Below are 26,603 nucleotides of genomic sequence, written 5' to 3' on the forward strand. Positions count from 1 at the left end.
TATGAGTGAGACACAGATTCCCGTTCCCCATAAGTACGTAGTCGCGGTTGATCACGTCGGCGTCGCAGTCCCGGATTTTGATGCCGCTATTGAGTGGTACCGCGCAAACCTTGGTTTCATCAACTACCACGATGAAGTCAATGAAGAGCAGGGTGTCCACGAGGCCATGGTCGGCCCGGCTGACAAGGTTGAAGGTGGCACTCTCGTGCAGATTCTCGCGCCACTGAATGACCAGTCCACGATTGCAAAGTACCTGGACAAGAAGGGACCAGGAATTCAGCAGTACGCAGTTCGCGTCACTGACCTGGAGGCACTGATGGCGCACCTGAAGGAACAGGGCACCCGCGTGCTGTACCCGGAGCCGAAGATCGGTACCGCAGGTTCGCGCATCAACTTCATCCACCCGAAGGATGCCGGTGGCGTCCTGCTGGAGCTCGTTGAGCCGGCTAAGTAAAACTATCCCCAGCGGCGCGTAATAGTGCGGTGAGCTCTATTGCGCCAGCAGTTGGTGTGCCAATGGCGCCGGTCATCGGCGCCTGCACCATAATCCTGCGGCCAAGCCACGATGTGCGAGGTCCCGGGCATGATTTCCTGGTCACACCCAGGACAGCGATAGACCTTGTTCGACTGGCCAGCGCTGATGTTACGCACCGCAAAGTCCACGTCCTGCCAACCGGCAGGCCCGGATTCAGTGCGGGTGTTTTGAAAAGAACTGCCAAATGCGGGCAGGCTGCCGCGATTCTGGGCGTGGTTATTACGCCCGCCGCGTTGATTGCCGCGTCGCTTGTGGTTTCGCCTTGGCATGGCTAGAACAACCGCAATTCGTTGGACTCCAGGCCACGCAGGGCGTCGTAATCCACGGTCACACAGCGAATCCCGCGATCCTCTGCCAGAGTCTTGGCCTGTGGCTTAATCTCTTGGGCAGCAAAAATCCCTTCCACCGGTGCCAGCAGCTCATCGCGGTTCAGCATCTCCAAGTAACGCGTTAGCTGCTCAACACCATCGATACCGCCCCGACGCTTAACCTCTACTGCAACGGTGGCGCCGTTTTCATCGCGCCCAAGCAGATCTACTGGCCCGATCGGGGTGGGGTATTCGCGCCTAATCAGGGTGTAGCCCTCGCCAAACGTCGTGAACTGATCTGCAAGTAGCTCCTGTAGATGCGCTTCTACCCCGTCCTTCTCCAGGCCAGGGTCCTCTCCCAGTTCGTAGGTGCTATCAGCCAGCACCTTGCCGATAGTGATACGAAGCTGTTCGCCCTTCTTATTCTCAACGACCCAAAGCTTTTCACCAGTATCTTCACCCGACTCGTCGAGAATATCCTTCTCCGTCAGCGTACACGGCGGTGTCATCCAGTTCAGGGGCTTATATGCACGGTCGTCGGCATGCACAGAAACTGACCCATCTGCTTTCACCAACAGCAAGCGCGGAGCATGAGGCAAATGGGCATTCAAGCGACCGACATAGTCAACGGTGCATTCAGCAATCACAAGGCGCATTCCCCTACCCTAACGTGACTGCCGCGCGGGAGAAAACAATACCCACTAGAGCCTTAGCAATAGCCTGTCGTAAGAGCCTAGTACTGACTTCCCCGGCCACGGTAATGAGCCGAACGGAAACGTCGCTCAATGTCAGTAGGAAACTCACGAGTCTGGCGTGACGACGGCTTCGACTCCACCCACGCCACCAGCGCGGTGTCCGAGGACGAGTCCACAGCAAACTCCCATTCGGTATTTTCCCCCGTTCTAATCCTGACTACCCGAAGCCCGGGCGCGAAAAAACCCGCCTCGATGTCAGTCGGATCTCGGCGATCCACAATAGAGACATCGTGACGGGCAATTTCGGCATCACTGCCAGGACGCAGCGAACGTAGCTTGTACATCTTCAACGTCGACTCTGAATAAACCATGACCCCATGGCGCCAATGACTGCCATCACCGGCAGGAAGACGACGAGCAATAACAGGGGTACCTTTTGCATGCAGGCTGGCGAAACGCCACAGGGCAAGGACCCCGCCGACGATCAACATCGCACCGATAATCATGAACGTGATTGACATCATGGTTACGCTTGAAAACACTATCTGCCAGCCTCGCATCCGGGTGAATAGACGACGAACCTCGATTCAAAAGCGCATTAGAGGCTTTTTACAAACCCTACCCGATTGTTGCACTGACATGAAAAATAACTAAGAAAAACGGGGCGGGGAGCTGGCAAGATTTCTCTTGCCAGCTCCCCGCCCCGTTTAAAGAAGCAGGAAGAATACGGTCGTGCGACCGGATGTTCAGGCGAACAGACTAGTTGGTGGAAGCGCGACGAGCCGCGCGGACCTCCGACTCAGCCTGAGCCTTTACTGCAGGGTCATCCGAAGTCAGGTTGGACTCGGCCTCGGAGAGGTTAACCTCGTCAGCCCAGATTGCCTTATCCGCGAGGATCGAAACCTTCGAGGTAGACACGGAAATGAACCCACCCTGTACCGAAGCGACAAGAACCTTGCCGTCTGCGGTGTTGATGGTCACCGTACCGTTGTTGACCAGCTGGCCAAGCAACGGCTGGTGTCCGGGCAGCACGCCGATCTCACCCTCGGTGGTCTGGGCAGAGACCAAAGTGGCCTTGCCCTTCCAGAGCGGTCGCTCAACGGCAACCAGTTCAGCGGTGATTTCAGCCATGAGGATGCCCCTTACTTCTTCTGCATTTCAGCGTACTTCTTCTCGACATCGTCGAGGCCACCCAGGCCGTCGAAGGCCATCTCCGGGTAGTTGTCGAAGTCGCCCTTGCAGATGCGGTCGAAGGCAACGATGGTGTCCTTCAGCGGTACGTACGAACCAGGCAGACCCGTGAACTTCTCAGCAACGAAGAAGTTCTGACCCAAGAATCGCTGGATACGACGTGCACGCTGCACGGTCACCTTGTCCTCCTCAGACAGCTCGTCCATACCGAGGATGGCGATGATGTCCTGGAGTTCCTTGTTCTTCTGCAGGATGTTAATAACCTGCTGAGCAACGCGGTAGTGCTCCTCACCGACGATCGACGGCTCGAGGATACGAGAAGTCGAAGTCAGCGGGTTCACTGCCGGGTAAATACCCTTCGATGCGATCGAGCGGTCGAGCTCGGTGGTTGCATCGAGGTGGGCGAAGGTCGTTGCCGGAGCCGGGTCGGTGTAGTCGTCGGCAGGCACGTAGACGGCCTGCAGAGAGGTAATCGAACGGCCCTTGGTGGACGTAATGCGCTCCTGCAGAACACCCATCTCGTCAGCCAGGGTCGGCTGGTAACCCACAGCGGAAGGCATACGACCCAGCAGGGTCGAAACCTCAGAACCGGCCTGGGTGAAACGGAAGATGTTGTCAATGAAGAGCAGCACGTCCTGGTGCTGAACATCGCGGAAGTACTCCGCCATGGTCAGACCCGACAGCGCGACGCGCATACGGACTCCCGGAGGCTCGTCCATCTGGCCGAAGACGAGGGCGGTGTCCTGGAGAACGCCCATCTCTTCCATTTCCAGGAAGAGGTCGGTGCCCTCACGGGTACGCTCACCAACACCGGCGAAGACCGAAGTACCGGAGAACTCGCGTGCAATACGAGTAATCATCTCCTGGATCAGAACGGTCTTACCGACACCGGCACCACCGAACAGACCAATCTTGCCGCCCTTAACGTACGGGGTCAGCAGGTCGATGACCTTAATACCGGTTTCCAGAATCTCGGTCTTACCCTCGAGCTGGTCGAAGGCCGGTGGCTCACGGTGGATGCCCCACTGCTCACCATCACGACCCAAGCCCGGCTCATCCAGGCAGTCGCCCATTGCGTTAAAGACGTGACCCTTGACGACGTCACCAACCGGAACCGAAATCGGCTTACCGGTGTCCTTGACCTCTGCACCGCGGACAAGTCCGTCGGTCGGGGCCATAGCAATGGTACGAACCATGTTGTCACCGAGGTGCTGTGCAGTCTCGAGGACAATGGTCTTAGCGACCGAAGGAAGGGTAACTTCCACGGTCAGCGCGTTGTAAAGTGCCGGCAGTTCGTTACGCGGGAACTCCACGTCGACGACGGCACCGATGACACGCACAACACGGCCCACAGCCGTGGTGGTGTTCTGCTCACTTAGAGCTGTGCTCATATCTAGTCACTCTCTCCGCTGTCGTCGAGCGCACCGGCGCCACCGACGATTTCTGTGATTTCCTGGGTAATCTGTGCCTGACGTGCCTGGTTAGCAACACGCGAGAGGTCCTTGACCAACTCGGTAGCGTTGTCCGTCGCAGACTTCATAGCGTTACGACGGGCAGCGGACTCAGAGGCAGCGGCCTCGAGCATCACTGCGAACAGGGTGCGGGACACGTACTGGGGCAGAAGCTCTGCCAACAGGGTGTCTGCATCAGGCTCGAATTCATAGTCCGGCTTGAGGTCATCTGATCCATCGGACAGCATGTCCTCGCCCTGAGCAATCTCGACATCCTCGTACACAGGCTCAATCGGGAGCATCTGGTGTGCACGCGGAATCTGAGAAAGCATGGACACGAATTCCGTGTAGACAACGTGGACCTGGTCGAAGCCCTGAACGGCCTCGCCGTTGGTGCCACGCAGGCCTTCGCGGTACTTGGCAGTGCCCTCGGCCGTAGCGTTGAAACCATCAATGAGGTGACGACGCACGTCGTGGGTTGCGGCGTAGTCCGGATCCTGGGAGAAGCCCTCCCACGTACCGGCGAGCTCGACACCACGGAAGTCGTAGTAGTCGGTGCCCTTACGGCCAGTCACGTAGAGAACGACCTCATGCCCCTGCTCTTCCAGAGCGGTACGCAGCTCTGCAGCCTTCTTCAGGACGTTGTGGTTGTAGCCGCCACACATGCCGCGGTCACTGGTGACAACCAGGACTGCAACACGCTGGTTACCCTCACGCTTTACGAGCATCGGGTGATCCAACGACGAAGCCGATGCGAGACGTCCGATGACCTTCTCGATTTCGTCGGCGTACGGCTGGGAGTCTGCTACGCGACGCTGCGCCTTAGTAATGCGCGAGGTTGCGATAAGCTCCTGGGCCTTGGTGATCTTCTTTGTCGAGTTCACCGACTTGATTCGGGCTCGAAGTTCACGAAGATTCGCCATGTCCTATTCCCTCCCTTCAATTGCGAAAACGGTCATTGAGTAGCTCAACCTGCCTAGTTCTGGGCAGTCTTGCGGGAGACCGTAATCTGCTGCTTCTTGAGCTCGCCCTCGTCGAGTGCCTCGACCGGAGCCTCGGAAGCCAGCGGTGCACCCTCAGAAGTCTGGAAGGACTTCTTGAAGTTAGCGGTAGCGGACTTCAGAGCAGCCTTGGACTCGTCAGAGAAGGCAACGCCGCCGTCAATCTGCTCGAAGACTGCAGGCTGAGTGTCCTGCAGGTGCTCAAGCAGCTCGGCCTCGAAGCGACGGACATCCTCAACGGGGACATCGTCGAATTCGCCCTCACCAGCGAGGTAGATGGAGGTCATCTGGTACTCGACCGGCTGCGGGTGGTTTTCCTTCTGCTTCAGCAGCTCGACCAGACGCTGACCGCGCTCCAGCTGACGCTTGGAGGCATCGTCCAGGTCGGATGCGAACATTGCGAATGCTTCCAGGTCGCGGTAGGACGCGAGGTCCAGACGCAGGTTACCGGAAACCTTCTTCATGCCCTTGGTCTGAGCGGCACCACCAACACGGGAAACCGACACACCGACGTTAATAGCCGGGCGGACACCCTGGTTGAAGAGGTCGGACTCGAGGAAGACCTGGCCGTCGGTAATGGAAATGACGTTGGTCGGAATGAAGGCCGACACGTCGTTTGCCTTGGTCTCGATGATCGGCAGTGCGGTCAGCGAGCCTGCACCCATGTCGTCGGAGAGCTTTGCAGCACGCTCCAGCAGACGGGAGTGGAGGTAGAAGACGTCACCCGGGTAAGCCTCGCGTCCCGGCGGGCGACGCAGCAGCAGCGAGATGGCACGGTATGCCTCTGCCTGCTTAGTCAGATCATCGTAGATAACCAGGACGTGCTTGCCCTGGTACATCCAGTGCTGACCCAGTGCGGCGCCCGCGAATGGTGCAAGCCACTTGAAGCCTGCGGCATCCGACGCCGGGGCAGCAACGATGGTGGTGTACTCGAGTGCGCCCTGCTCCTCGAGGGTCTGGCGCACACCAGCAATGGTGGAGCCCTTCTGACCGATAGCAACGTAGATGCATCGCACCTGCTTGCTCGGGTCACCGGACTCCCAGTTAGCCTTCTGGTTCAAGATGGTGTCCAGGCAGACCGCGGTCTTACCGGTCTTACGGTCACCAATGATCAGCTGACGCTGACCACGACCAATTGGGGTCATTGCGTCGATGGCCTTAATACCAGTAGCCATCGGCTCTTCAACCGGCTGACGCTGCAGCACGGTCGGTGCCTGCAGCTCGAGGACGCGGTCCTCTTCAGCCTCAATGTCGCCCAGGCCGTCAATCGGCTGGCCCAGGGGGTTAATTACGCGACCGAGGAACTTGTCCCCGACCGGAATCGAAAGGACGTCACCCGTCCGCTTTACCTCGTCACCCTCTTTAAGCGACTCGAAGTTACCCAGCACCACAACGCCGACCTTGTCGGTGTCGAGGTTCTGAGCGACGCCAATAACGCCGCCCGGGAACTCCAGAAGCTCATTCGTCATGACCGACGGCATTCCCGAAACCTGGGCGATACCATCAGCTGCACTGATAACAACGCCAACCTCCTCACGGGAGGCCTCCGGGGAGTAGCTCGAGGTGTAGTTCGCAATCGCGCTACGGATCTCGTCGGAGGAGATCGTCAGCTCCGCCATGTTCTTCCTGCTCTCGGTAATATTCTTCCAGTGATTAATCGTCTAAACCATCCGTCAGCCGAGGCCGACGCGCAGCTTCTCAAGCTTTGTTGAAAGGCTACCGTCGATGACCTCGTCGCCAACCCGGATGACCAGTCCACCGAGAATCGACTTATCGATCACGGTGTGGATGGACATCGCCTTGCCGTAGACTCGGCCGAGCTTGTCCGCCAGTGCTCGCTCTTGCTCGTCAGAGACGACCGTGGCACTGGTCACGCGAGCGACGACGTGGTTCCGCAGGCCGGCGGCTAGCCGGGACAGGGAGTCAATGTCGTCCGCGGGGCGCTTGGATGGGCGACCAACAGCCTGCAGTGCCAGGGTCTCGGTCACGGAAGTGACCTTGCCGTACAGCACAGAGGCGAGGAGCCCACGCTTGGCTTCGGGGGTTGCGGCCTTGTCGGCCAGCAGCTGTTCAAGCTGCGACTGCTCAGCCAGGATGTGTCCCAGTTGGAACAGCTCAGACTCAACAGTCTCAAGCTGTCCCTGGCCTTCGGCAGAGCGAAGTAGGGCTCGACGGCCCAGCTCTACCAAACCCTCACGCATTTCACGCGGAGTGGACCATACCTGCGCGGCAGCATCCACGACGAGGTTAAGAGTCGTCTCAGATACCTTGCCCGCGAACAGGCTCCGGACAAGGCCGGAACGCTGTTCCGCAGTCGCCGAGGTGTCGGCGACAGCGACACGCAGGCCGCGGTCGGAGTCCAGGACCTCGACGATGTCGAAAAGCTCGGAACCAGTCTGAGCAGCCTGAGCAACAGCGACATTGTCGCCACCGATAGCGGCGTCCAGACGCTGGCTAAGGGCTGCCAAGGATTCGCGGCTTGCTGCGTGCATGTCGCCTACTTTCCGGCCGGGGCCACGGTGTCAAGGTTGGACAAGAAGTTGTCAATCGTCGACGAGTTACGAACGTCGTCGGAAAGCTGCTCGCCCAGAAGGCGCTCAGCGAGATTGATGGAGTTCTGGCCCATTTCCTTGCGCAGCTCTGCGACTACCTGCTCACGCTGGGCAGCGAGCTGCTTTTCACCGGACTCGATGATTCGTGCGCTCTCGTCATTGGCCTTAGTCGTAGCGTCTGCAATGATGCGCTGACCCTGTGCACGGGCTTCGTCGCGAATCTTTGCTGCTTCAGTACGGGCCTCTGCGAGCTGACTGTTGTACTTTTCCAGAGCGGCCTTCGCCTCGGCCTGTGCAGCCTCAGCGCGCTCAATGCCGCCCTCAATCCGGTCCTCCCGCTCGGTCAGGACCTCCTGGAACTTCGGAAGAACGAGCTTCCAGAAGAGAACCAGGATAACTACCAGCGGGACAACGGACCAGACGATGTCATAGGTCTTTGGCAGCAGCGGGTTAATGGACTCTCCCATCGGGAGGTCACCCGCAGCTAGCAAAAAGGTGAAATCTGTCATGGTTTACGTGTTCTCCGCCTGAGGTCCGGACTTAAACAAAAACGAAGCCTGCGACCAGGCCGATCAGGGCGAGAGCCTCAGTGAAGGCGATACCCAGGAACATGGTGGTACGCAGCTGGCCGGCCATCTCAGGCTGGCGTGCCATACCCTCAACGGTCTTACCGGCGACGATACCGATACCGAGGCCCGGGCCCAGGGTGGACAGACCGTAACCGATGGTCTTCAGGCCAGCGTTGGTGTCGACAGCCTGGACAGCGTCCTGGGCGGAGAGGATGACGTCGTTCATTATGAACCGTTCCCTTTCTTAAAGGATGGCCCCGGATTAAAGATTGTTCTAAGTAGGCCCGGGGCTTTGTGGGTCAAGTGGGTCTTGATATTAAATTTGCGAGGCCTTGTTGCCGAATTTGCGGCCTCTTTAGTTATGGGTTAGTGCTCGTCTGCGTGCAGCGACAGTTCGATGTAGACGGCGCTCAGCAGGGCAAAGATGTATGCCTGCAGGAAAATCACCAGCATCTCGAACAGCGTGAATGCTACCGCAGCGACAAGGGTCAACCCGGACAAGGCGGTCCAACCATTCAGCTGCCAGAAGAAGAAGTTCGTGGCACCGAACAGTAGGACTAGAACCATGTGGCCCGCCAGCATGTTGGCCATCAGACGGATGGTCAGCGTAACTGGGCGGAGAACGAAGTTGGAGAAAATCTCGATCGGCACCACGATGAGGTGGAGTACCGGTGGCAAGTTCGGAATAACGACTGCCGACTTCACAAACTTGAAGAAGCCCATCTTCTTCGAGCCCGCGTAAATGAAGGCAACGTAAGCGAACAGGGCCAGAACCAGTGGCATACCGATTCGGGCGTTCGGCGAAATATTGAGGCCAGGAATAATAGCCGCAATATTCATCGAGATAACAAGGAAGAAGATGGTGGCCAGAACCGGAAGGAAACGACGCCCCTCCTTCTTACCCAGAATCTCCTCCGCGATGTGGATGCGGACGAAGTCCAGCATCAACTCCGCAACGTTCTGCAGACCAGTCGGCACGAGCTTCGGACGACGCATTGCGACGACGAAGAACACGGCGACGATCACGGCCATCAAAAGACGAACAATCATCAGGCGGTCCATGGCGTACCAGTCGCCACTGTCACCTAGGATGAAGCCATATTTGCCGATTTGTTCGCCAAGTTCACCCGGGAAATACTCCTCCTGCAAGTTGGGTGAGTGAAACTCACCCCGCATCTCGGCAAGTGTTGTAACGCTCAGCGTTCTCTCCCGTGATTGGGCCGCTAGAACTATTGTCAAGCGGTGCGAAGGACGTCATTTAACGTGTCGCGCCGCGGATTCCATTCGCTCATCAGCACGGCGCTCACGGGGACCGTACCTGTGGAAATGATAGTTATTTCGATACAGGCCGTCTTACCCGAAACTCAGGATAACAGTTCTGACTCATTTTCCCCACCCGGTACACCCCCGCGTTTCCGACCCCGAAACCAACAAAAAGGCCGACCCCCGCTGTGGGTTTCGGCCTCTATCTGTGGCATCTTCTGCACAAACTCGGCAATATGCTTATTACCTGCGGTTTTAGAGGCGCATTACAGCCTCTCAGCAGGTCAACAAGTTATTAACGAGCTATTCGTCCTTCATTGGTTGCACATAAGTGAGGTTAGATTGCGACATTCCCCACACTTCTGCACCCAGCGTCACCATCAGCGTGAGTACAACAGTGACGAAGAAAGTCATGTTGTCATAAAACTCAAGATTTCTAATAACAACAAGGACACCGATTAGTACGACAATCTTCAACAACCAGCCACCCAATACAACGGCAAGCGTGACGGACGGCGAAGTTCGAGCAGTAAAGAGGATGCCTAGAACGGTAAGCAATACGAAGCTTCCGCTAATGCCCGCTCCAAGAAGTACGCCCCAGACGCCGGGCATACCGTTTTTGCCACCCCAGACCAGCAGCGAAAGCACGGTAATCACAGCGAGCGCGATTGCGCCCGAGCGAGCAGCAGCCAGCAGCGGTCGCCGCGAATCGTCGTATTTAGACTCGGGCTCCGGAGTTGTTTTTTCAGTCACGGTCGAAGATTGTACCTTCTGCGTCCACGTCGACGTCTTATAACCTGCCGGACCCCACTACGACTTCTGGGACGCGCTCCCCTTGAACGGTCGTCGGCAAGCGCATTACGACGACGGAGGGTGAATACAACCGCGATGATAAGCAGGATCCCGAAGGTGAGAGCGACAAATTCAAACGGGAAAATTGTAGTGGCGACGGCGGCGTATGCGACGACCGACACCCATAGGTAAAGCACTAGCACCACACGGCGATGACTGTGCCCCATCGACAGGAGGCGGTGGTGAATATGCATTTTGTCGGGTGAGAAGGGTGACTTACCCTGGCTGACGCGGCGAACAACAGCGAGAAGTAGGTCGAGCATTGGCACGCTAATTGCTGCGATGACGACCACAATCGGCGAGATCAGAGCGATGACGTCGGCAGTGCCGTACATGGAGGGCGCGATGCGACCCGACGCCGACACCGATGCAGCAGCGAGCAGCAAACCGATCATCATGGCGCCGGAATCGCCCATGAAAATGCGTGCGGGTTCGAAGTTGTGTGGCAAGAAGCCCAGACAAGCGCCGAGGAGACACGCGGAAATCATCGCGGGTGGATAGGCAGAGACAGTACCGCCTTGGTCATGGAGCATGACCATCGAATAGACAAGGATTGCAGCTGCGGCAATCATGCCGAGTCCAGCTGCGAGACCGTCGATGCCGTCAACAAAGTTGAAGGCGTTAATCAATGCCACAGTAAATAGGACAGTCAAGACTGTGGACATGATTGGGTCGAGAATGAGCGTAGTACCGCCACTAAAAGGGATATAGAGCAGATACCAATTGACACCCATAAATGACATCAAAAGTGCCGCCGCGACCTGCCCCACCAACTTCGTGAGGGCATCTAAGTCAAAGAGGTCATCCCAAATACCGACGATTAGCAAGAGCGACGCGGCCGCCACAACTGCCCTCATATCTGGAGTCATGGGCGGAAAACCACGGTTGAGGGCCGGCATCACCGAGGCAAGGGCGATAGCTGCGACCACCCCGGAGTACATCGCCACACCTCCGAGCCTGGGCTTCGGAATATCGTGGACATCGCGCGTGCGGGGCGCATCTAACCAGCCCGAGCGAACCAGCACATAACGCACTACTCCAGTGAGCAAATAGCTGACAGCAGCGGAAACTAAAACGAGCATGGCGAGCTCGCGGATGGGCACACCTGCCCCACCCGACTGGGCTGCCAATAAGCTCATGTCCGCCACTAGGTACTACTCACCCACACAATCGCTGCAGATACTAAACAGGAAAGACTTTAAGTAGCCAAGACTACTGTCCCAGCAGTCGCTCGGGCGTAGTACTCAATACCTCGGCAACCGCCGCTGCTGACACAGCGCCTTCGCGCAGAATCCGCGGCACTGGAGTCGAGATATCGACAATCGTCGATGGGGTGCCAATCGTTGCTTCGCCGCCGTCGACGTAGACAGCCGCTTCCCCACCGAGCATCTGCTTGGCACGCACGGCATTGGTGGCCGGTGCCTGGCCGGAGATGTTCGCACTGGACACTGCCATCGGACCGGTGCGGCGCAGAATCTCGATGGCGATTGGGTGCAGCGGCATGCGCAGCATGACCGTACCCGCAGTATCACCAAGGTTCCACGGCAAGCTCGGCGCTTGGTTCACAACCAGCGACAGTCCGCCCGGCCAGAAAGCCTCCACCAGCGTGCGAGCAGCTGGTGAGTATTCGCGGACGAGCCCCTCAATCGTGTTCCAGGAACCCACCAGCACCGGTACCGGCATATCCGGGCCGCGGTGCTTGGCACGCAGCAAGGAGGCAACGGCCTGGTTATCGAAGGCATCACAGCCAAGGCCGTAGACGGTATCGGTAGGCATAACGACCAGCCGTCCTGCCTTCACAGCATCTACTGCTGCTGCAATTGCGCGTTCGCGGTTTTCATCTGTGCTGCAGTCCATAATCCTGCTCATCAGATTTTTGCTCCTGCTTCAAAGTTTGCTTTTAAGATCAATTCTTGCGTCCCACCGTAAAACGATCACGGCCTGCAAAGTCACGGCGGACCTCTACATCAGCGTAATCCCAGGTGTCCTTCAGCAGTGAACTGACATCGTCTCCCGAAGAGTCATCGTGCTCAATGCCGATGACTCCACCCGACCGCACCAGCGCATCCACTAGGTTCATCATAGGTCGAATGACATCTAGCCCATCGTCGCCGCCAAAAACCGCAGAGTGCGGATCAGCTCTCACCTCGGGGGTAACCTCGGTGTCTTCGGGCACATATGGAGGGTTGGACACAACAATGTCGGTCTCGCCTACCCAATCTGCGAGCTCACCACCATCATCAATCAGCTGATCATCCGTAACATCGCCAGCAATCAGACGCACACGCCCATCGCCGTACGTCTCGATATTCTTCGCAGCCCACGCCCGTGCCCGCTCAGAGAGCTCCACAGCCACCACGTCCGCTTCGGGTACGGCATCGGCAATCGCCAACGCCAACGCACCGGATCCAGTACACAAGTCAACGATTTTCGGCTTGACGACGCCACTTGCGACCAGTTCACGGGCTCGATCGATCGCCCACTGCGCAAGCAGTTCCGTCTCCGGCCGGGGCACAAAAACACCGGGCCCAACCTGTAGTTCCAAGCTCATCATCGGCGCCGTACCGAGGATGTGCTGCAGTGGCTCACGAGCCACTCTGCGGACCAGCATCTCGGCCAGATGCTTGCGACCGGCCTCATCGGTGTACGGTTCGTCTCCACGGAAGATGATGTCTGCCGGTCCCGCATTGACTGCGGCTGCGAATAGCGCCCGTGCGTCGGCATCCGGAGAAGCCAGCGCCGCGTCGTCAAGCGTGCGACGCGCATAGCGAAACAGCTCGCCGAGAGTACGGACGGAATCCGGTAACGTCGGCGAGCTATTTTCTGCGGGCGTGGGATTACTCGGCTTCAAGACGCTCAGCGCGCTCCGCGTCGTGGAGGGCCTTGAGCAGGTCATCCATGTCGCCGCCCAGCACCGAGTCCAGGTTGTGAGCCTTGTAGCCGATGCGGTGATCGGAAACGCGGTTCTCAGGGAAGTTGTAAGTGCGGATGCGCTCGGAGCGATCCATGTTGCGTACCTGAGACTTACGCTGGTCAGAGGCGGCCTCGGCAATCTCCTCTTCCTTCATCTGCTGCAGTCGAGCAGCAAGGACCTGCATAGCACGGGCCTTGTTCTGAATCTGAGAGCGTTCCTTCTGACAGGTAACGACGAGACCAGTCGGCAGGTGCGTGAGGCGAACGGCGGAGTCAGTGGTGTTAACACCCTGACCGCCCTTACCGGAGGAGCGGTAGACGTCGACACGCAGATCCTTTTCGTCGATCTGGATGTCTTCGACTTCGTCGGGCTCCGGGTAGACCAGAACACCAGCGGCGGACGTCTGAATACGCCCCTGCGATTCGGTGACCGGCACGCGCTGCACGCGGTGGACACCACCTTCAAACTTGAACACGCTCCACGCACCGTCGCGGGACGGAGTCTTAGCTCGGATGGACATAGTCATGTCCTTCACGCCGCCGAGATCAGACTCGGACAGCCCGAGGATTTCGGTGGTAAAGCCGTGCTTTTCGGCATAGCGCTGGTACATGCGAGCGAGCTCACCTGCGAAGAGCGCTGCCTCCTCACCGCCGGCACCGGACTTGAGCTCCATAACGATGTCATCGCTATCATGCGGATCGCGCGGAGCCAGCAGGTCGGCGAGCTTCTCCTCGAGTTCCTCTGCCTCGGCGGCGAGGCGCTCAGCCTCTGCTGCGAATTCGGAGTCCTCGTATGCCATTTCGCGAGCTGCCTCCAGATCATCCTGGACTTCGGTCAGCTTTTTGTGAGTCTGAATGACCGGCTGCAACTCATTGAAGCGCTTGCCGACCTTTCGGGCAGCCTTCGGGTCGTTGTGCAGTTCGGGGTCAGCCAGCTGCGCCTCGAGCCCGTGATATTCGGAGAGGATATCGTCAACTGCGGAAACCTGATTAGCCATTGAATATTCCTTCAGATTGTGATGGGGAAATGCTAGTTGGTGTTGTGGTTTGCGGCTAACCCCAGCTAAAGCATGTCGTCCACATCAACGTCGGCGGCCATCGGCGCGGAGGAAGCCACCTGCATCAGGAATTCCTTATTGTTCCGAGTCTTCTTCAGCTGCTTAATCAGCAGGTCGATAGCAGCCTGCGACTCCAGCGCAGAGAGGATGCGGCGCAACTTGTGCATAATGCGAGCCTCCTCCGTGCTGAGCAGCAGCTCATCCTTACGAGTACCCGACGGGTTGACATCCACTGCCGGGAATACGCGGCGCTCGGAGATCTTACGGTCGAGCTTCAGCTCGGCGTTACCGGTGCCCTTGAACTCCTCGAAGATGACGGTGTCGCCTGCGGAACCGGTCTCCACCATCGCAGTGGCGATGATGGTGAGGCTGCCGCCTTCTTCGATGTTTCGGGCAGCACCCAAGAAGCGCTTCGGTGGGTACAGAGCGTTGGAGTCCACACCACCGGAGAGGATTCGTCCCGATGCCGGCGACGAGTTGTTGTACGCACGGCCAAGGCGAGTGATGGAGTCGAGCAGTACGACGACATCCTGCCCCTGTTCCACCAGACGCTTTGCGCGCTCAATAGCCAACTCGGCCACTGCCGTGTGATCTGACGGCGGGCGGTCGAAGGTAGAAGCAATAACCTCGCCACGGACACTGCGCTGCATGTCGGTGACTTCCTCCGGGCGCTCGTCGACAAGCACGACCATCATGTAGCACTCGGGGTTGTTCGTCGCGATAGCGTTCGCAATGTTCTGCAGAATCGTGGTCTTACCGGCCTTCGGCGGCGAAACGATGAGCGCACGCTGACCCTTACCAATCGGCATAATCAGGTCGATGACGCGAGTGGTGAGAATCTTCTGCTCGGTCTCCAGACGCAGGCGACGGTTCGGGTACAGCGGGGTGAGCTTAGCGAAGTTCGGGCGCTGCTTTGCCTGCTCCGGATCGAGGCCGTTTACGGTTTCGACCTTGACCAGCGGGTTGTACTTGCGCCGATTACGGCCGTTGCCATGAGTGACCTGGCCTGAGCCATTCTCGCGCGGCATGCGGACCTGCCCCGTGACGGCATCGCCCTTGCGCAGGCCGTACTTACGAACCATTTGCGCGGACACCAGCACATCGTTAGAGCCCGGCAGGTAGCCGGACGTGCGCACGAATGCGGTCTTGTTATCCAGCACATCGACGATGCCAGCCACCGGCTGGAGAACGTCGTCCTCGCGGATCTCATCCTGACCGCCGTGTCCCCCACCGTTGTTATCGCGTCCGCGACGGTCGCGGCGATTGCGACGGTTGCGGCGGTTGCGGTTGCCACGACCGTCATCGTCATGGTTGTTTCGGTCGTTATTGCGATTGTTGTTGCGACCGCGACGGTTGTTGCGGTTGCCGCGGCCGTCATCGTCATTGTCTCGATCGCGGTTGTTGCGATCGTTGCGGTTATTACGGTCGTTGCGGTTGTCGCGGTTGTCGCGGTTGTCGTTACGCTCACCGCGGTCATTGCCGTTATCGGAATCGTCGCGGCTATCGTTGCTGCGATCGTCCTGATTCTCCTGCTCGCGCTGGCGAGCACGGTTACGACGATTTCGACGCTGCTGAGAGCGGGACATCTCCTCGCGGCCTTCCGCGTTGGCGTCGTCACGCTTGTCGTTGCCCTTGGCGCTCTTGTCGGCGTCCTTACCGGAACCCTTATCCGCGCTTTCCGACGGCGATTCCTTGGCATCCTTCGCTTTGGAGCCGGTATCCGCAGCCCCAGCCGCAGCCTTCTTCGCGCGGGATTTCCGAGCTGGAGCGGAACCAGCAGCCGGGGCACCATTCTTAATGGCCTCAATCAACTCATGCTTGCGCATGGCGGAGATGCCGCGAATGCCCTTGCTGGAAGCGATTTCACGCAGTTCTGCCATTCGGAGGGCCGCTAGATTCCCTGGGCCGCCTGCCGTGGCAGTGGTGTCCGTATCGGTCACGGATGTCCTTTCATCGACCTTCCCTGCAGTCACTCTCTACAGGGGTCTATGTCATTGACACTTTTTCGTTCTTACTGCCCGCCACCGTGTGTGCTCCGTCGTCGAACCTTTACCACGGGCGGAAAAGTATCCGCTGCTGACGGGAAATTATCGAAAAAGCCAGGCAAAAGACCTCGACGTTGAAACTAAACCGAGGCATCTTGCCTACATTATTTCCGCATCTCAAACCCGAGCGTCCGGGCTGAAGATGGTTAGGAAATTTTAGGTCCACAGCACCGCAAGACTATGTAGTCGCACTACTGATTTATGTGTTTTCAATGTCACGTTGCGCCATCGCGTTGTGTGAGCAACAGCGAAGGTCAACGGCATGCGGAGTACATGAAGAAGTACGTATCTAGCCGCGTATTGAAAACGACCTATTGACCAAGGATAGTCACCAAATAGTCAGGTGGCAACACTAGTTCTCACCTGCGTTTCGCTAGGTCGCGGGGCTGCGAGTCGGTACTGTAGAGCTCATGCGCAGTACGATGCCTCATATTGCTCTCAATATCGCTCAGATCGTGGAATATGGTCGCACCATTCACGGTCGGACTCCGGTGACCTCCTGGAACAGTGACGGACCCGAGACCACCACTTTTTCCGCCATCGCTGCGCGCGCTAGTGCGCTGGCACATGCACTTCGCGATGAGCTCGGCATCGACGGTGACCAGCGCATCGCTACCCTGATGTACAACTGCGCCGAACACTTCGAGGTCTTCCTCGGCGTTGCCTCCATGGGCGCGGTATTCCAGCCGCTGAACAAGCAGCTCATGCCGGATCAGATTGTGCACATTATCAATCACGCCGATGACCAGGTCATTATCGCGGACCCGACCGAAATCGAACTGCTCGCCGAGGTTCTTCCCCACTGCCCGCGCGTCCGCGCTGTCATCATTATCGGTATTGGTGATCTGTCCGACGTGGCTGAGCAACTGCCAGATGGCATCCCGTGGTACTCCTACGAATCACTCATCGACGGACGCCCGAGCCGGTTCGACTGGCCTGAGCTCGACGAAAACTCCGGCGCGGCCATGTGCTATTCGACGGGCACCGAGGGCGCACCTAAAGGTGTCGTCTACAGCCACCGCTCGCTGTACTTGCACAGCCTGAATATGCGCACCACTGACTCCTTTGCAATTTCGCATGGTAACCCGTGGCTGTGCTGTGTGCCGATTTACCACGTCCTGTCCTGGGGCGTGCCGCTGGCCTCCTTCATGTGCGGGGCGTCGCTAATCTTCCCCGGCGCGGACCTGTCCGCACCACGCCTGGCGGAAATCATCGAAACCTCAATGCCGCGCGTAGCTCAGGGCGTGCCGACGCTGTGGATTAACCTCATGGCGCACTACCTCAGCAATCCTCCGAAGCGCATGAGTCTGCAGGAGATTTTCTCGGGCGGTTCTCCTGTCCCACCTGCACTGATTCGACTGTGGGAAGAGCGCTACGGTGTCGATGTCATCCACTTCTGGGGCATGACCGAGACTTCGCCTATCGGTACCGTGGCACGACCTCCGTACGGCGCCTCCGGTGAGGCTCGCGAACGCTACCGAGTCAGCCAAGGGCGTTTCCCGGACATCATGCAATTCCGCATTGTTGATGACAACGACCGCGTGCTCGACCTGCATGACCGCAACCAGGGTGAGCTGCAGGTGCGCGGCAACACAGTCACCGGAGGCTACTACAGTTCTCCGGAAGCGCAAGATGGAGGCACCGCGCACTTCTTCCGCGGTGCCGAGGTCGACGAGGCCAGCGAACAGTTCACCGAGGACGGGTGGCTCCGCACTGGCGATGTCGGCTCGATTACTCACGACGGCTATCTGACTATTCATGACCGTGCTCGCGATGTCATTCGTTCCGGTGGCGAGTGGATCTACTCTGCTCAGCTGGAGAACTTCGTAATGGAAAGCCCACAGGTACTCGAGTGCGCGATTATCGGCATGCCGGATAAAAAGTGGGGTGAGCGCCCGCTGGCCATTACGGTGCTGATGCCGGAAGTTGAACCGAGCAAGGAGACCGCTGAAATGCTCCGCGATGAGCTGCGGCCAAAGCTGCCGAAGTGGATGCTGCCGGAGTACTGGGCCTTCGTGGACTCAATCGATAAGACCTCAGTTGGCAAGTTCGACAAGAAAGACCTGCGCTCGCACTTGAGCGCAGGTCAGTACAGCATCGTGAAACTGAAGGGGCCGGGCGAAAAGTAGGTGGCAGGCTAAGCCACCGGCTCGGCACCGGGCCGCAGCGGCGGCTTAGCCGTCGACTACGACCTTAACTGGCTCGCCGATTCCCAGCTCCATGACCTTGATGCCAGCCTCGCGGGCATCGTCCAAGATCTTCTCATCCACTGCAGTAGTTCCCAGAACCATACAGGTCGGGCCAGCACCCGAGAGGAATGCCGCGTAGCCACGGTTACGCAGGCGGTTGACCCACTCTGCGGTCACCGGCAGCACGTCGGAGCGGTACGGCTGGTGCAGGCGATCTCGCGTTCCCTCCCACAGTAGTTCCGGGTGGGACTGCAACGCTGCGGTCATAACCGCTGTACGGGAGACATTGAAACGAGCGTCGACATGCGAAACATCGCTCGGCAGCACCTGACGAACTGCATTCGTGGAGGCGTGGAATGCCGGTACGAGTGCGGTCGCCTGAATGGACTCATGCACCGGAATGCTCACTGCTCGGTACTGAGGTGCGGTGCGACCATCGACAGGCTTGTCAGTCCAGCTGACCACTGCCCCGCCGAGGACGGATGCACCAGCGTTATCCGGGTGGCCCTCAAAGACCGAGGATTCCTGGATTACCTGGTCGTCGGTAAGCGGGAAGCCCGCCAGACCGTTAGCGGCAGCGACACCAGCGACGGCGGCGGCTGCGGAAGAGCCCAGACCGCGCGACTGCGGAATGGTGTTGTGGCAAATAACCTTCAGCCCCGGTGCCTCGACACCTGCGGCGCGAAGGCCCGCGCGAATCGCGCGCACAACCAGATTAGATTCGTTGCGCGGCAAATCGACTTCGCCCTCGCCGTGAATCTCAACGACGACACCGGACTCGATGACCTCGACCTCGACGATGTCGTAGAGCGCAACGGCCAACCCCAGGGTGTCGAAGCCCGGGCCCAAGTTCGCTGACGAACCTGCAACCGTGACGGTGACCTTCTGACCCGGGAAAAGCTCCTGTGCCATTTAGATATCCATTCCTTCGATACGAATGACGTTGTTGACGGCCAAAACCGCATCGTTGGCACGCAATTCGTCGACCGTTGCTTCCAGATCCTTTTCCAGTGCCTTGTGGGTCACGATGACCAGTCGAGCACCGTTGGCACCCTCTTCCTGGCGGACGGTGCGCAGGGAGATGTTGTGATCAGAGAAGGTGCGAGCGACATCGGCAAGCACTCCGACGCGATCGTCGACGTGCAGGTCGATGTGGTAGCGGGTACGAACATCACCGAAGTCGAGAATCGGCAGGTTAGCGTAGGTGGAATCTCCCGGTGCGCGACCACCGTGGACAATGTTGCGAGCAGCTGCAACAAGGTCACCGAGCACTGCGGAGGCGGTCGGGTTACCACCAGCGCCATTACCGTAGAACATCAGGCGACCAGCGGCCTCGGCCTCAATGAAGACAGCGTTGAAGGACTCACGCACAGTTGCCAGCGGGTGGCGACGTGGAATCAGCGCTGGGTACACGCGGGCGGAGATGGACTCCTTGCCATTTTCGTCCGTGACTCGCTCACAGGTAGCCAGCAACTTAATGGTGCAGTCTGCGCTCTTGGCGGCTGCAATATCGTCAGCGGTGATCTCAGTAATGCCCTCGCAGTGAACATCATCAGCAGTCACGCGGGTGTGGAATGCCAGGCTGGCCAAAATAGCTGCCTTGGAAGCGGCATCGTGACCCTCGACGTCTGCAGTCGGGTCGGCCTCTGCGTAACCCAGGCGGGTGGCCTCTGCCAGCATCTCGTCGTAGTCCGCACCAGTGGAGTCCATCGCATCAAGGATGAAGTTGGTAGTGCCGTTGACAATGCCCATCACCGTATTGACCGTGTCACCGGCCAGCGAACGCCGCAGCGGCCCGACGACCGGAATAGCGGCGGCCACAGCTGCTTCAAAGAACAAATCCACACCGGAGGAATCGGCGGCCTCGGAGAGCTCCTCGCCGTGTGCGGCGACGAGTGCCTTGTTGGCGGTCACGACCGACTTGCCGGCACGCAGTGCCTCCAGCACAACGCGACGTGGGTAATCAATGCCGCCGATGACCTCGACTACCAGGTCAACGTCATCGCGCTGAACCAGCGAAAAAGCATCGTCGGTAAGAAGATCCTCGTCCACATTCGGACGCGGCTTGGTCTTGTCGCTCACAGCAATACCAACGACCTCGACCGGACCGCCGATGCGGCGCTCGAAGTCCTCAGCCTTCTCGTTGAGCAGGCGGTAAACCTCAGTACCGACTGTGCCAAGACCTAAAATAGCGACACCAACTTTGTGGCCCTCGCCCTTTCCAGGATTATTCGTTGCGGCAGTCATCGTGGCGTTTCACACTCCAGGCTTAGTAAGTCTTGTACGGTTTCTCGTCTTAATATTTGGGTCACTTGACCATCGCATACCGACACTACTGGTGGTCGCGTCAGCATGTTGTAGCGGCTGGCCATTGCGTAACAGTATGCCCCAGTAGCAGCGAGCGCGAACAGATCCCCCTCGACAATGTCGCTCGGGTAGTTCGCATCGTTAATCAGAATGTCTCCCGATTCACAGTGCTTTCCGACGACGCGGGTGGGAATCCTGGAACCGGACACCTCGCGATTAACGACGCGACCATCATAGTTCGAGCCATAAAGCGCCGGACGAATATTGTCGCTCATTCCGCCATCGACCGATACGTAACGACGGGTCATGCCATCATCGATGGTCACATCCTTCAAAGTACCCACTTCGTACACGGTGACCATGGACGGGCCAACGATGGCACGACCTGGTTCAACGGCCACTGTCGGAGCCGCAATGCCGATACGCTGCGCAAGCTTGTCCACGGCAGTGAGAATCTCGTCGGCAAGCGGAGCAACGTCCAGGGGCTGCTCGCCTGCGGTGTAGGCGATACCGAAACCGCCGCCGAGGTCGAGAGTGTTGAAGTGTTCCGAGATTTCAGTGCCGTGGCGTTCGACCAGCTTTTCCACCAGTGAGAACACGCGCTCGGCGGCGAGAATGAAACCGTCGGAATCGACAATCTGAGAGCCGATGTGGCAGTGCAGGCCGACTAAACGCAGGTTCTCGTCTTCTTCCACGAGGCTGGAGGCCTCCAGCGCCGAACCGGACGCGAGGGAAAAGCCAAACTTCTGATCCTCATGCGCGGTAGCGATGAACTCGTGGGTGTGCGCTTCCACGCCGGGCTTCACGCGGACGAGCACATCCTGCACCACGCCTGCTTCAGCCGCCACCTGGGACAGGCGACGCAGCTCCGAACGGGAGTCAAGCACAATCTTTCCCACGCCAGCGGAGATAGCATCACGCAGCTCAGCGGTGGACTTGTTATTGCCGTGGAAGGTCATGTCCTTGGCTGGGAAGCCCGCAGCCAGAGCGATAGCCATCTCGTTGCCCGAGGCGACATCGAGATGCAGCCCCTCCTCCATTACCCAGCGGGCAATGGTCTTCGACAGGAAAGCCTTGGATGCGTAGTGGACATTCTCCGCGCCGCGGAAAGCCTTGGCCATCGAGCGGCAGCGGGAGCGGAAGTCCTGCTCATCGACGACAAAAACCGGCGTGCCAAATTCCTTGGCAATGTCGACCAGGCTCACGCCGCCAATCTCCACCGAGCCGGGATTCTCTTCGTCAGCGTCCCGACGACGGGCGGTAGTTGGCCAGACATGCGCTGGTAGTTCATTAAATTGGGTGGAATCGGGTCGGGTGTAACCACCCAGTTCGAAACCATTGCCGTCGATAGGCACGAAACAGCTCTCTTTCTCCGTTACCCGGACGGAGCAACGGGGTGTAGTTTTACGGGCGCGTTCGACTACATGCGCTCAGGTGCGGTAACACCGAGCAGCTGCAGAGCATTGGCCAGCGTCTGGCGGGTAGCCTCAGCCAGGCCGAGACGAGCACGGTGCAGCTCGGATACCTCTTCGTCTGCCTTTGGCAGAATCTGGCAGGTGTCGTAGAAGCGGTGGAAGACACCGGCGAGCTGCTCAGCGTAACGGGCAATGCGGTGTGGTTCCCGCAGGTCAGCAGCAGACTTGATGATGGCCGGGAACTCACCGATAGTGCGGATGAGCTCACCTTCGTGGTCCTCTACCAGCAGGGAGAAGTCAGCGCCTTCGCTGGTCACACCGGTCTCTTCGGCACGGCGACCGATTGAGCACAGACGAGCGTGGCCGTACTGGACATAGTAGACCGGGTTGTCGCTGGACTGCGAAGCCCATAGCCCCAGGTCAATATCCAGGCTGGAGTCGACGGAGGAACGGATTAGCGAGTAGCGAGCAGCATCGACACCGATGGACTCAACCAGGTCGTCCAAGGTGACCACTGTGCCCGCACGCTTGGACATCCGGACGGCCTTGCCGTCGCGAAGCAAGTTGACCATCTGACCGATGAGTACCTCGACGCCGTCGGCGTTGTAGCCGAGCGCGGCAGCGGCGGCGCGCAGACGCGCGATGTAGCCGTGGTGATCGGCACCCAGCATGTAAATGCATAGGTTGTGGCCGCGGTCGAACTTGTTCTTAACGTATGCGATGTCACCTGCGATGTAGGCTGCGTCGCCGTCGGACTTGATGACCACGCGGTCCTTGTCGTCACCGTAATCGGTGGACTTCAGCCACCATGCGCCGTCAGCTTCGTAGAGCTTGCCGTTTTCCTTCAGGGAATTGACAGCTGCTTCCACCTGACCGGACTCGAACAGCGAGTTTTCGTGGAAGTAAACGTCGAAGTCGGTGCCGAACTCGTGCAGAGATTCCTTGATGTGCTCGAACATCATGTCCACGCCGATGGCGCGGAAGTGCTCCTGAACCTCTTCCTCAGAGCCCTCGAGTGCCTGCGGGTTCTTCTCCAGCACGGCAGCGGCGATGTCTTGGATGTACTCTCCGCCGTAGCCATCTTCCGGAGTCGGCTGGTTGCGAGCGGCTGCAACCAGGGAGTCGGAGAAGCGGTCAATCTGGCGACCGTGGTCATTGAAGTAGTACTCACGGGTGACCTTGGCACCGGTGGCGGACAGGACACGACCGAGAGCGTCACCGACTGCTGCCCAGCGAGTACCACCCAGGTGGATTGGCCCGGTCGGATTTGCGGAGACAAACTCCAGGTTCACGTCGAGGTTGGAGTTGAAGTCGGCATGACCCCACTTCTCCCCCGCTGCCAGGACCTCCTCGACGATCTTGCCCTGGGCATCGGAGGCCAGGCGAATGTTAATAAAGCCCGGGCCTGCGATGATTGCTTCATCGATCCCTTCAGAAGCGCCGAGTGCTGTGGCAATTTCAGTTGCCAAGTCACGCGGCACCATGCCGACACGCTTGCCCAGCTGCATGGCGATATTGGTTGCGTAGTCGCCGTGCTCAGGGTTACGCGGACGCTCGACGGTCGGGTTTTCCGGCACGATAGAGACATCGGCATCGTGGGAAGTCAAAACCTCGACGGTGACTTTTCGGACTAGTACAGCAAGATCAGCAGGATTCACGATTGCCTATCCTATTAGGTCAATCGCAGTCGTGGAAACATCAGCCACCAAAAGATTGTTTTGAGGGGTATCTGCAGGCCACCGCATCCGGCTGCCCTACGCCCCTTTCACGATCCAGCCGAATTCAAGTTGAGAACAGATTTAATCCGGGTCTAGGCGTAGCATTCAGGTAGGAAATTATTGCCTTACCCCTCAACCCATTTTGGAGCGACCGTGAAAGTAGCACTTTTCGCGACCTGCATCGGGGACATGATGTTTCCAGATGCAGTGAGTGCGACCGCCAGAGTTCTCACGCGTCTAGGATGCGATGTGGTCTTTCCACCACAACAAACCTGCTGCGGCCAAATGCACGTCAACACCGGATACCAGAAGGAAGTCCTTCCTCAGCTGGACACCTACGCTGATGCTTTTGCAGATTCCTCGATTGACTACGTTGTCGCCCCGTCCGGTTCCTGCGCCGGTGCCGTTCGCCACCAGCATCCGATGATTGCGGGCCGCTACGGTACTCGTGCCCAAGTCCATGCGGCACAGGCCTGCGCGAACAAGACACTGGATCTCTCCGAGTTCATCACCGATATCGCTGGTGTGACTGACGTCGGTGCTTTTTTCCCCCCACTCAGTGACCTACCACTCCACCTGCCACAGTTTGCGGGTGCTCAAGGTGGGTGACCGCCCGTGGCGGCTGCTCAGTGCAGTCGATGGAATCGACCTGCGCGAGCTGCCCGGCGCGGCGGAGTGCTGCGGTTTCGGCGGCACCTTCTCGGTGAAGAATGCGGAGACCTCTGCTGCAATGGTTGCCGACAAGACAGCCAATATCCGCGCTACGGAAGCGGAGTTCGTCACCGCTGGCGATGCTTCCTGCTTGCTCAATATCGGTGGCGCGCTGCGTCGCCAGGACTCCGGCGTGCACGCCATCCACATGGCCGAGATTCTGGCCTCCACCAAGGAGACCCCGTTTGATGTGCGCAACCGCCAAGAGGCTTCCCTGCGAGGTGAACAGTAATGGTCGCAATTAACGTCGGCATGCCAGCCCTTCCTCCACGCGCACCGCACAACGTCGGGCATCTACGTGGTACGCGCGGGTTCACGGCCGCCGCGCACGAGGAACTCAAGAACACTCGCATGCGCGAAAATGTCGGTCATGCCACGCGTTCGATTCGTAAGAAGCGCGCGCACGTCGTAGCCGAGAAGAATGACTGGGAGCAGCTACGGCTCGCAGGCAGCCACATCAAGCGCGATGTTATGGCGCGTCTGCCGGAACTGCTGGAGCAGTTCGAAGAGTCGGTTACGGACGCCGGCGGTCACGTCCACTGGGCGCGCGATGCCGCCGAGGCAAACCGCATCATCACGGACTTGGTGAAAGAGACCGGTGAAGAAAAGGTCGTCAAGATTAAGTCGATGGCCACGCAGGAAATCGGCTTGAACGAAGCGCTTGCCGACGCCGGCATCACCGCCCGCGAAACCGACTTGGCGGAACTCATCGTTCAGCTTGCCGACGATATGCCGAGCCACATCCTGGTTCCTGCTATCCACCGCAATCGCGAGGATATCCGCGAGATCTTCCTCAATGGAATCCCCGGAGTCGACCCGGACCTGAAAGCCAATCCGGCCGAGCTGGCCGAGGCATCCCGTAAGTTCCTGCGCGAGCAGTTTATGGAGGCCAAGGTTGCAATTTCCGGCGCCAACTTCGGTGTGGCCGAAACCGGTACTGTGGCCGTCGTCGAATCTGAGGGCAACGGCCGTATGTGTCTCACACTGCCGGAAACACTGATTTCGGTGATGGGTATTGAGAAGTTGCTTCCCACCTTCCAGGACTTGGAAGTCTTCTTGCAGCTACTGCCACGGTCGTCGACAGGCGAGCGTATGAATCCCTACACCTCTCTGTGGACGGGAACGACGGACGGCGACGGCCCGAAGAATTTCCACATTGTGTTGCTGGACAATGGGCGCTCGGCCACTCTTGCCGATCCGATTGGGCGTGAAGCGCTGAAGTGCATTCGCTGCTCGGCATGCCTGAATATCTGCCCTGTTTATGAACACGTGGGCGGGCACGCTTACGGTTCGGTCTACCCGGGCCCGATTGGTGCGATTTTGTCCCCGCAGCTCACTGGCATGGATTCCTACGATGATCCGAATGCTTCGCTGCCCTATGCGTCTTCGCTGTGCGGGGCTTGCTTTGAGGTCTGCCCGGTGCGAATTGACATCCCTGCGGCACTGCTGGAGCTGCGCCACCGTAAGGTCACGGAACACCGCCCGCCGGTGGAGGGCAAGCTGTTTGCCACACTCGGGTTCATCATGGGCAATCAGAAGCTGTGGAACATGAGCGCAAAGATGGCCTCCCTCGCCCGCGTACTCGGGTTGAAGGACGGCGAGATTCACGCCCTGCCGCTCTTCCTCAGCGGATGGTCCGATGCGCGTGATACCCCGGTTCCGCCGAAGAAGCCGTTCCGCTCACTGTGGGGTTCGGCGGATTTCTCGACGCAGCTGGCACGCGAATCGGCCAATCAGGTTCCGACGAAGATTAATGGGCTGTCAGGTTCTGATCAATCTGACTCGTCCGACACATCCGGCAAGTCTGACGCGACCAACAAGGAGGCCTAG

The 26,603-nt window shown here is 58.8% G+C and carries 24 protein-coding genes and 1 pseudogene; 4 read left to right on the forward strand and 21 right to left on the reverse strand.

Translation table 11 applies throughout. The features are described from left to right. Position 1 precedes the first annotated feature (1 nt). Positions 2 to 454 carry a methylmalonyl-CoA epimerase gene (mce, locus tag CORAM0001_RS01190; RefSeq protein WP_005509354.1) on the forward strand — a complete coding sequence of 151 codons (453 nt, stop codon included), beginning with the start codon at positions 2 to 4 and terminating at the stop codon, positions 452 to 454. A 2-nt stretch (positions 455 to 456) separates the two neighbouring features. Here the strand turns inward: mce and CORAM0001_RS10960 are convergent, their stop codons facing one another. From CORAM0001_RS10960 to rho, 17 genes are all read right to left on the reverse strand, one after another. Continuing rightward, positions 457 to 804, reverse strand: a complete 348-nt coding sequence (locus CORAM0001_RS10960) for an ATP/GTP-binding protein (protein WP_100066756.1) — start codon at positions 802 to 804, stop codon at positions 457 to 459. Between the two features lie 2 nt (positions 805 to 806). Next, the gene (nucS, locus tag CORAM0001_RS01200) at positions 807 to 1,499 is read right to left on the reverse strand and encodes an endonuclease NucS (protein ID WP_005509457.1); all 693 of its coding nucleotides are present in this window, start codon (positions 1,497 to 1,499) and stop codon (positions 807 to 809) included. A 77-nt stretch (positions 1,500 to 1,576) separates the two neighbouring features. After that, positions 1,577 to 2,062: a DUF2550 domain-containing protein gene (locus tag CORAM0001_RS01205; protein WP_244261959.1), complete on the reverse strand. Its 486-nt coding sequence runs from the start codon at positions 2,060 to 2,062 to the stop codon at positions 1,577 to 1,579. Positions 2,063 to 2,297: 235 nt separating this feature from the next. Continuing rightward, complete coding sequence (locus tag CORAM0001_RS01210) at positions 2,298 to 2,669, reverse strand: F0F1 ATP synthase subunit epsilon (RefSeq protein WP_005509319.1); 372 nt, start codon at positions 2,667 to 2,669, stop codon at positions 2,298 to 2,300. Positions 2,670 to 2,680: 11 nt separating this feature from the next. Next, positions 2,681 to 4,120: a F0F1 ATP synthase subunit beta gene (atpD, locus tag CORAM0001_RS01215; RefSeq protein ID WP_005509621.1), complete on the reverse strand. Its 1,440-nt coding sequence runs from the start codon at positions 4,118 to 4,120 to the stop codon at positions 2,681 to 2,683. Positions 4,121 to 4,122: 2 nt separating this feature from the next. Then, a complete protein-coding gene (locus CORAM0001_RS01220) occupies positions 4,123 to 5,103 on the reverse strand; it encodes a F0F1 ATP synthase subunit gamma (RefSeq protein WP_005509705.1) in 981 nt (326 codons plus the stop codon). Positions 5,104 to 5,156: 53 nt separating this feature from the next. Next, positions 5,157 to 6,800, reverse strand: coding sequence for a F0F1 ATP synthase subunit alpha (atpA, locus tag CORAM0001_RS01225; protein WP_005509387.1), 1,644 nt, complete (start codon positions 6,798 to 6,800; stop codon positions 5,157 to 5,159). Positions 6,801 to 6,854: 54 nt separating this feature from the next. After that, entirely contained in the window at positions 6,855 to 7,673 is an 819-nt protein-coding gene (locus tag CORAM0001_RS01230) for a F0F1 ATP synthase subunit delta (RefSeq protein ID WP_005509718.1), read from the reverse strand. A 5-nt stretch (positions 7,674 to 7,678) separates the two neighbouring features. Then, positions 7,679 to 8,242: a F0F1 ATP synthase subunit B gene (locus tag CORAM0001_RS01235; RefSeq protein ID WP_005509352.1), complete on the reverse strand. Its 564-nt coding sequence runs from the start codon at positions 8,240 to 8,242 to the stop codon at positions 7,679 to 7,681. Between the two features lie 31 nt (positions 8,243 to 8,273). After that, positions 8,274 to 8,528, reverse strand: a complete 255-nt coding sequence (locus CORAM0001_RS01240; RefSeq protein WP_005509463.1) for an ATP synthase F0 subunit C — start codon at positions 8,526 to 8,528, stop codon at positions 8,274 to 8,276. Between the two features lie 140 nt (positions 8,529 to 8,668). After that, the gene (gene atpB / locus CORAM0001_RS01245; RefSeq protein WP_040360721.1) at positions 8,669 to 9,478 is read right to left on the reverse strand and encodes a F0F1 ATP synthase subunit A; all 810 of its coding nucleotides are present in this window, start codon (positions 9,476 to 9,478) and stop codon (positions 8,669 to 8,671) included. Between the two features lie 390 nt (positions 9,479 to 9,868). Then, a complete protein-coding gene (locus CORAM0001_RS01250) occupies positions 9,869 to 10,318 on the reverse strand; it encodes a Cg1360 family ATP-synthase-associated protein (RefSeq protein ID WP_005509564.1) in 450 nt (149 codons plus the stop codon). After that, positions 10,315 to 11,547: an MraY family glycosyltransferase gene (locus tag CORAM0001_RS01255; protein ID WP_244261969.1), complete on the reverse strand. Its 1,233-nt coding sequence runs from the start codon at positions 11,545 to 11,547 to the stop codon at positions 10,315 to 10,317. The genes CORAM0001_RS01250 and CORAM0001_RS01255 overlap by 4 nt, the downstream gene beginning before the upstream one ends. A gap of 82 nt (positions 11,548 to 11,629) precedes the next feature. Beyond that, positions 11,630 to 12,286: an L-threonylcarbamoyladenylate synthase gene (locus CORAM0001_RS01260; protein WP_005509411.1), complete on the reverse strand. Its 657-nt coding sequence runs from the start codon at positions 12,284 to 12,286 to the stop codon at positions 11,630 to 11,632. A 37-nt stretch (positions 12,287 to 12,323) separates the two neighbouring features. After that, positions 12,324 to 13,268 carry a peptide chain release factor N(5)-glutamine methyltransferase gene (prmC, locus tag CORAM0001_RS01265; RefSeq protein ID WP_005509472.1) on the reverse strand — a complete coding sequence of 315 codons (945 nt, stop codon included), beginning with the start codon at positions 13,266 to 13,268 and terminating at the stop codon, positions 12,324 to 12,326. Beyond that, positions 13,255 to 14,328: a peptide chain release factor 1 gene (gene prfA / locus CORAM0001_RS01270; protein ID WP_005509382.1), complete on the reverse strand. Its 1,074-nt coding sequence runs from the start codon at positions 14,326 to 14,328 to the stop codon at positions 13,255 to 13,257. The genes prmC and prfA overlap by 14 nt, the downstream gene beginning before the upstream one ends. Before the next feature lie 65 nt (positions 14,329 to 14,393). Next, positions 14,394 to 16,328 carry a transcription termination factor Rho gene (gene rho / locus CORAM0001_RS01275; RefSeq protein WP_005509366.1) on the reverse strand — a complete coding sequence of 645 codons (1,935 nt, stop codon included), beginning with the start codon at positions 16,326 to 16,328 and terminating at the stop codon, positions 14,394 to 14,396. A gap of 515 nt (positions 16,329 to 16,843) precedes the next feature. On the opposite strand from rho, the gene CORAM0001_RS01280 reads away from it, so the two are divergent. After that, entirely contained in the window at positions 16,844 to 18,562 is a 1,719-nt protein-coding gene (locus tag CORAM0001_RS01280; protein ID WP_005509674.1) for a long-chain fatty-acid--CoA ligase, read from the forward strand. Between the two features lie 45 nt (positions 18,563 to 18,607). Here the strand turns inward: CORAM0001_RS01280 and thrB are convergent, their stop codons facing one another. From thrB to argS, 4 genes are all read right to left on the reverse strand, one after another. After that, entirely contained in the window at positions 18,608 to 19,534 is a 927-nt protein-coding gene (thrB, locus tag CORAM0001_RS01285; protein ID WP_005509404.1) for a homoserine kinase, read from the reverse strand. Beyond that, a complete protein-coding gene (locus CORAM0001_RS01290; RefSeq protein WP_005509536.1) occupies positions 19,535 to 20,869 on the reverse strand; it encodes a homoserine dehydrogenase in 1,335 nt (444 codons plus the stop codon). Next, the gene (gene lysA, locus CORAM0001_RS01295) at positions 20,866 to 22,284 is read right to left on the reverse strand and encodes a diaminopimelate decarboxylase (protein WP_005509544.1); all 1,419 of its coding nucleotides are present in this window, start codon (positions 22,282 to 22,284) and stop codon (positions 20,866 to 20,868) included. Before lysA ends, CORAM0001_RS01290 begins: the two co-directional genes overlap by 4 nt. A gap of 65 nt (positions 22,285 to 22,349) precedes the next feature. Further along, on the reverse strand, positions 22,350 to 23,951 hold the full coding sequence (gene argS / locus CORAM0001_RS01300) for an arginine--tRNA ligase (RefSeq protein ID WP_425265854.1): 1,602 nt from the start codon (positions 23,949 to 23,951) through the stop codon (positions 22,350 to 22,352). Positions 23,952 to 24,215: 264 nt separating this feature from the next. Here argS and CORAM0001_RS01305 point away from each other — a divergent pair. Together CORAM0001_RS01305 and CORAM0001_RS01310 are read left to right on the forward strand one after the other, a co-directional pair. Then, positions 24,216 to 25,005 (forward strand): annotated as a pseudogene (locus CORAM0001_RS01305) ((Fe-S)-binding protein). After that, positions 25,005 to 26,603, forward strand: a complete 1,599-nt coding sequence (locus CORAM0001_RS01310; RefSeq protein WP_005509540.1) for a LutB/LldF family L-lactate oxidation iron-sulfur protein — start codon at positions 25,005 to 25,007, stop codon at positions 26,601 to 26,603. Before CORAM0001_RS01305 ends, CORAM0001_RS01310 begins: the two are co-directional and overlap by 1 nt.

This window comes from Corynebacterium amycolatum SK46 (assembly GCF_000173655.1).
Lineage (GTDB): Bacteria > Actinomycetota > Actinomycetes > Mycobacteriales > Mycobacteriaceae > Corynebacterium > Corynebacterium amycolatum_A.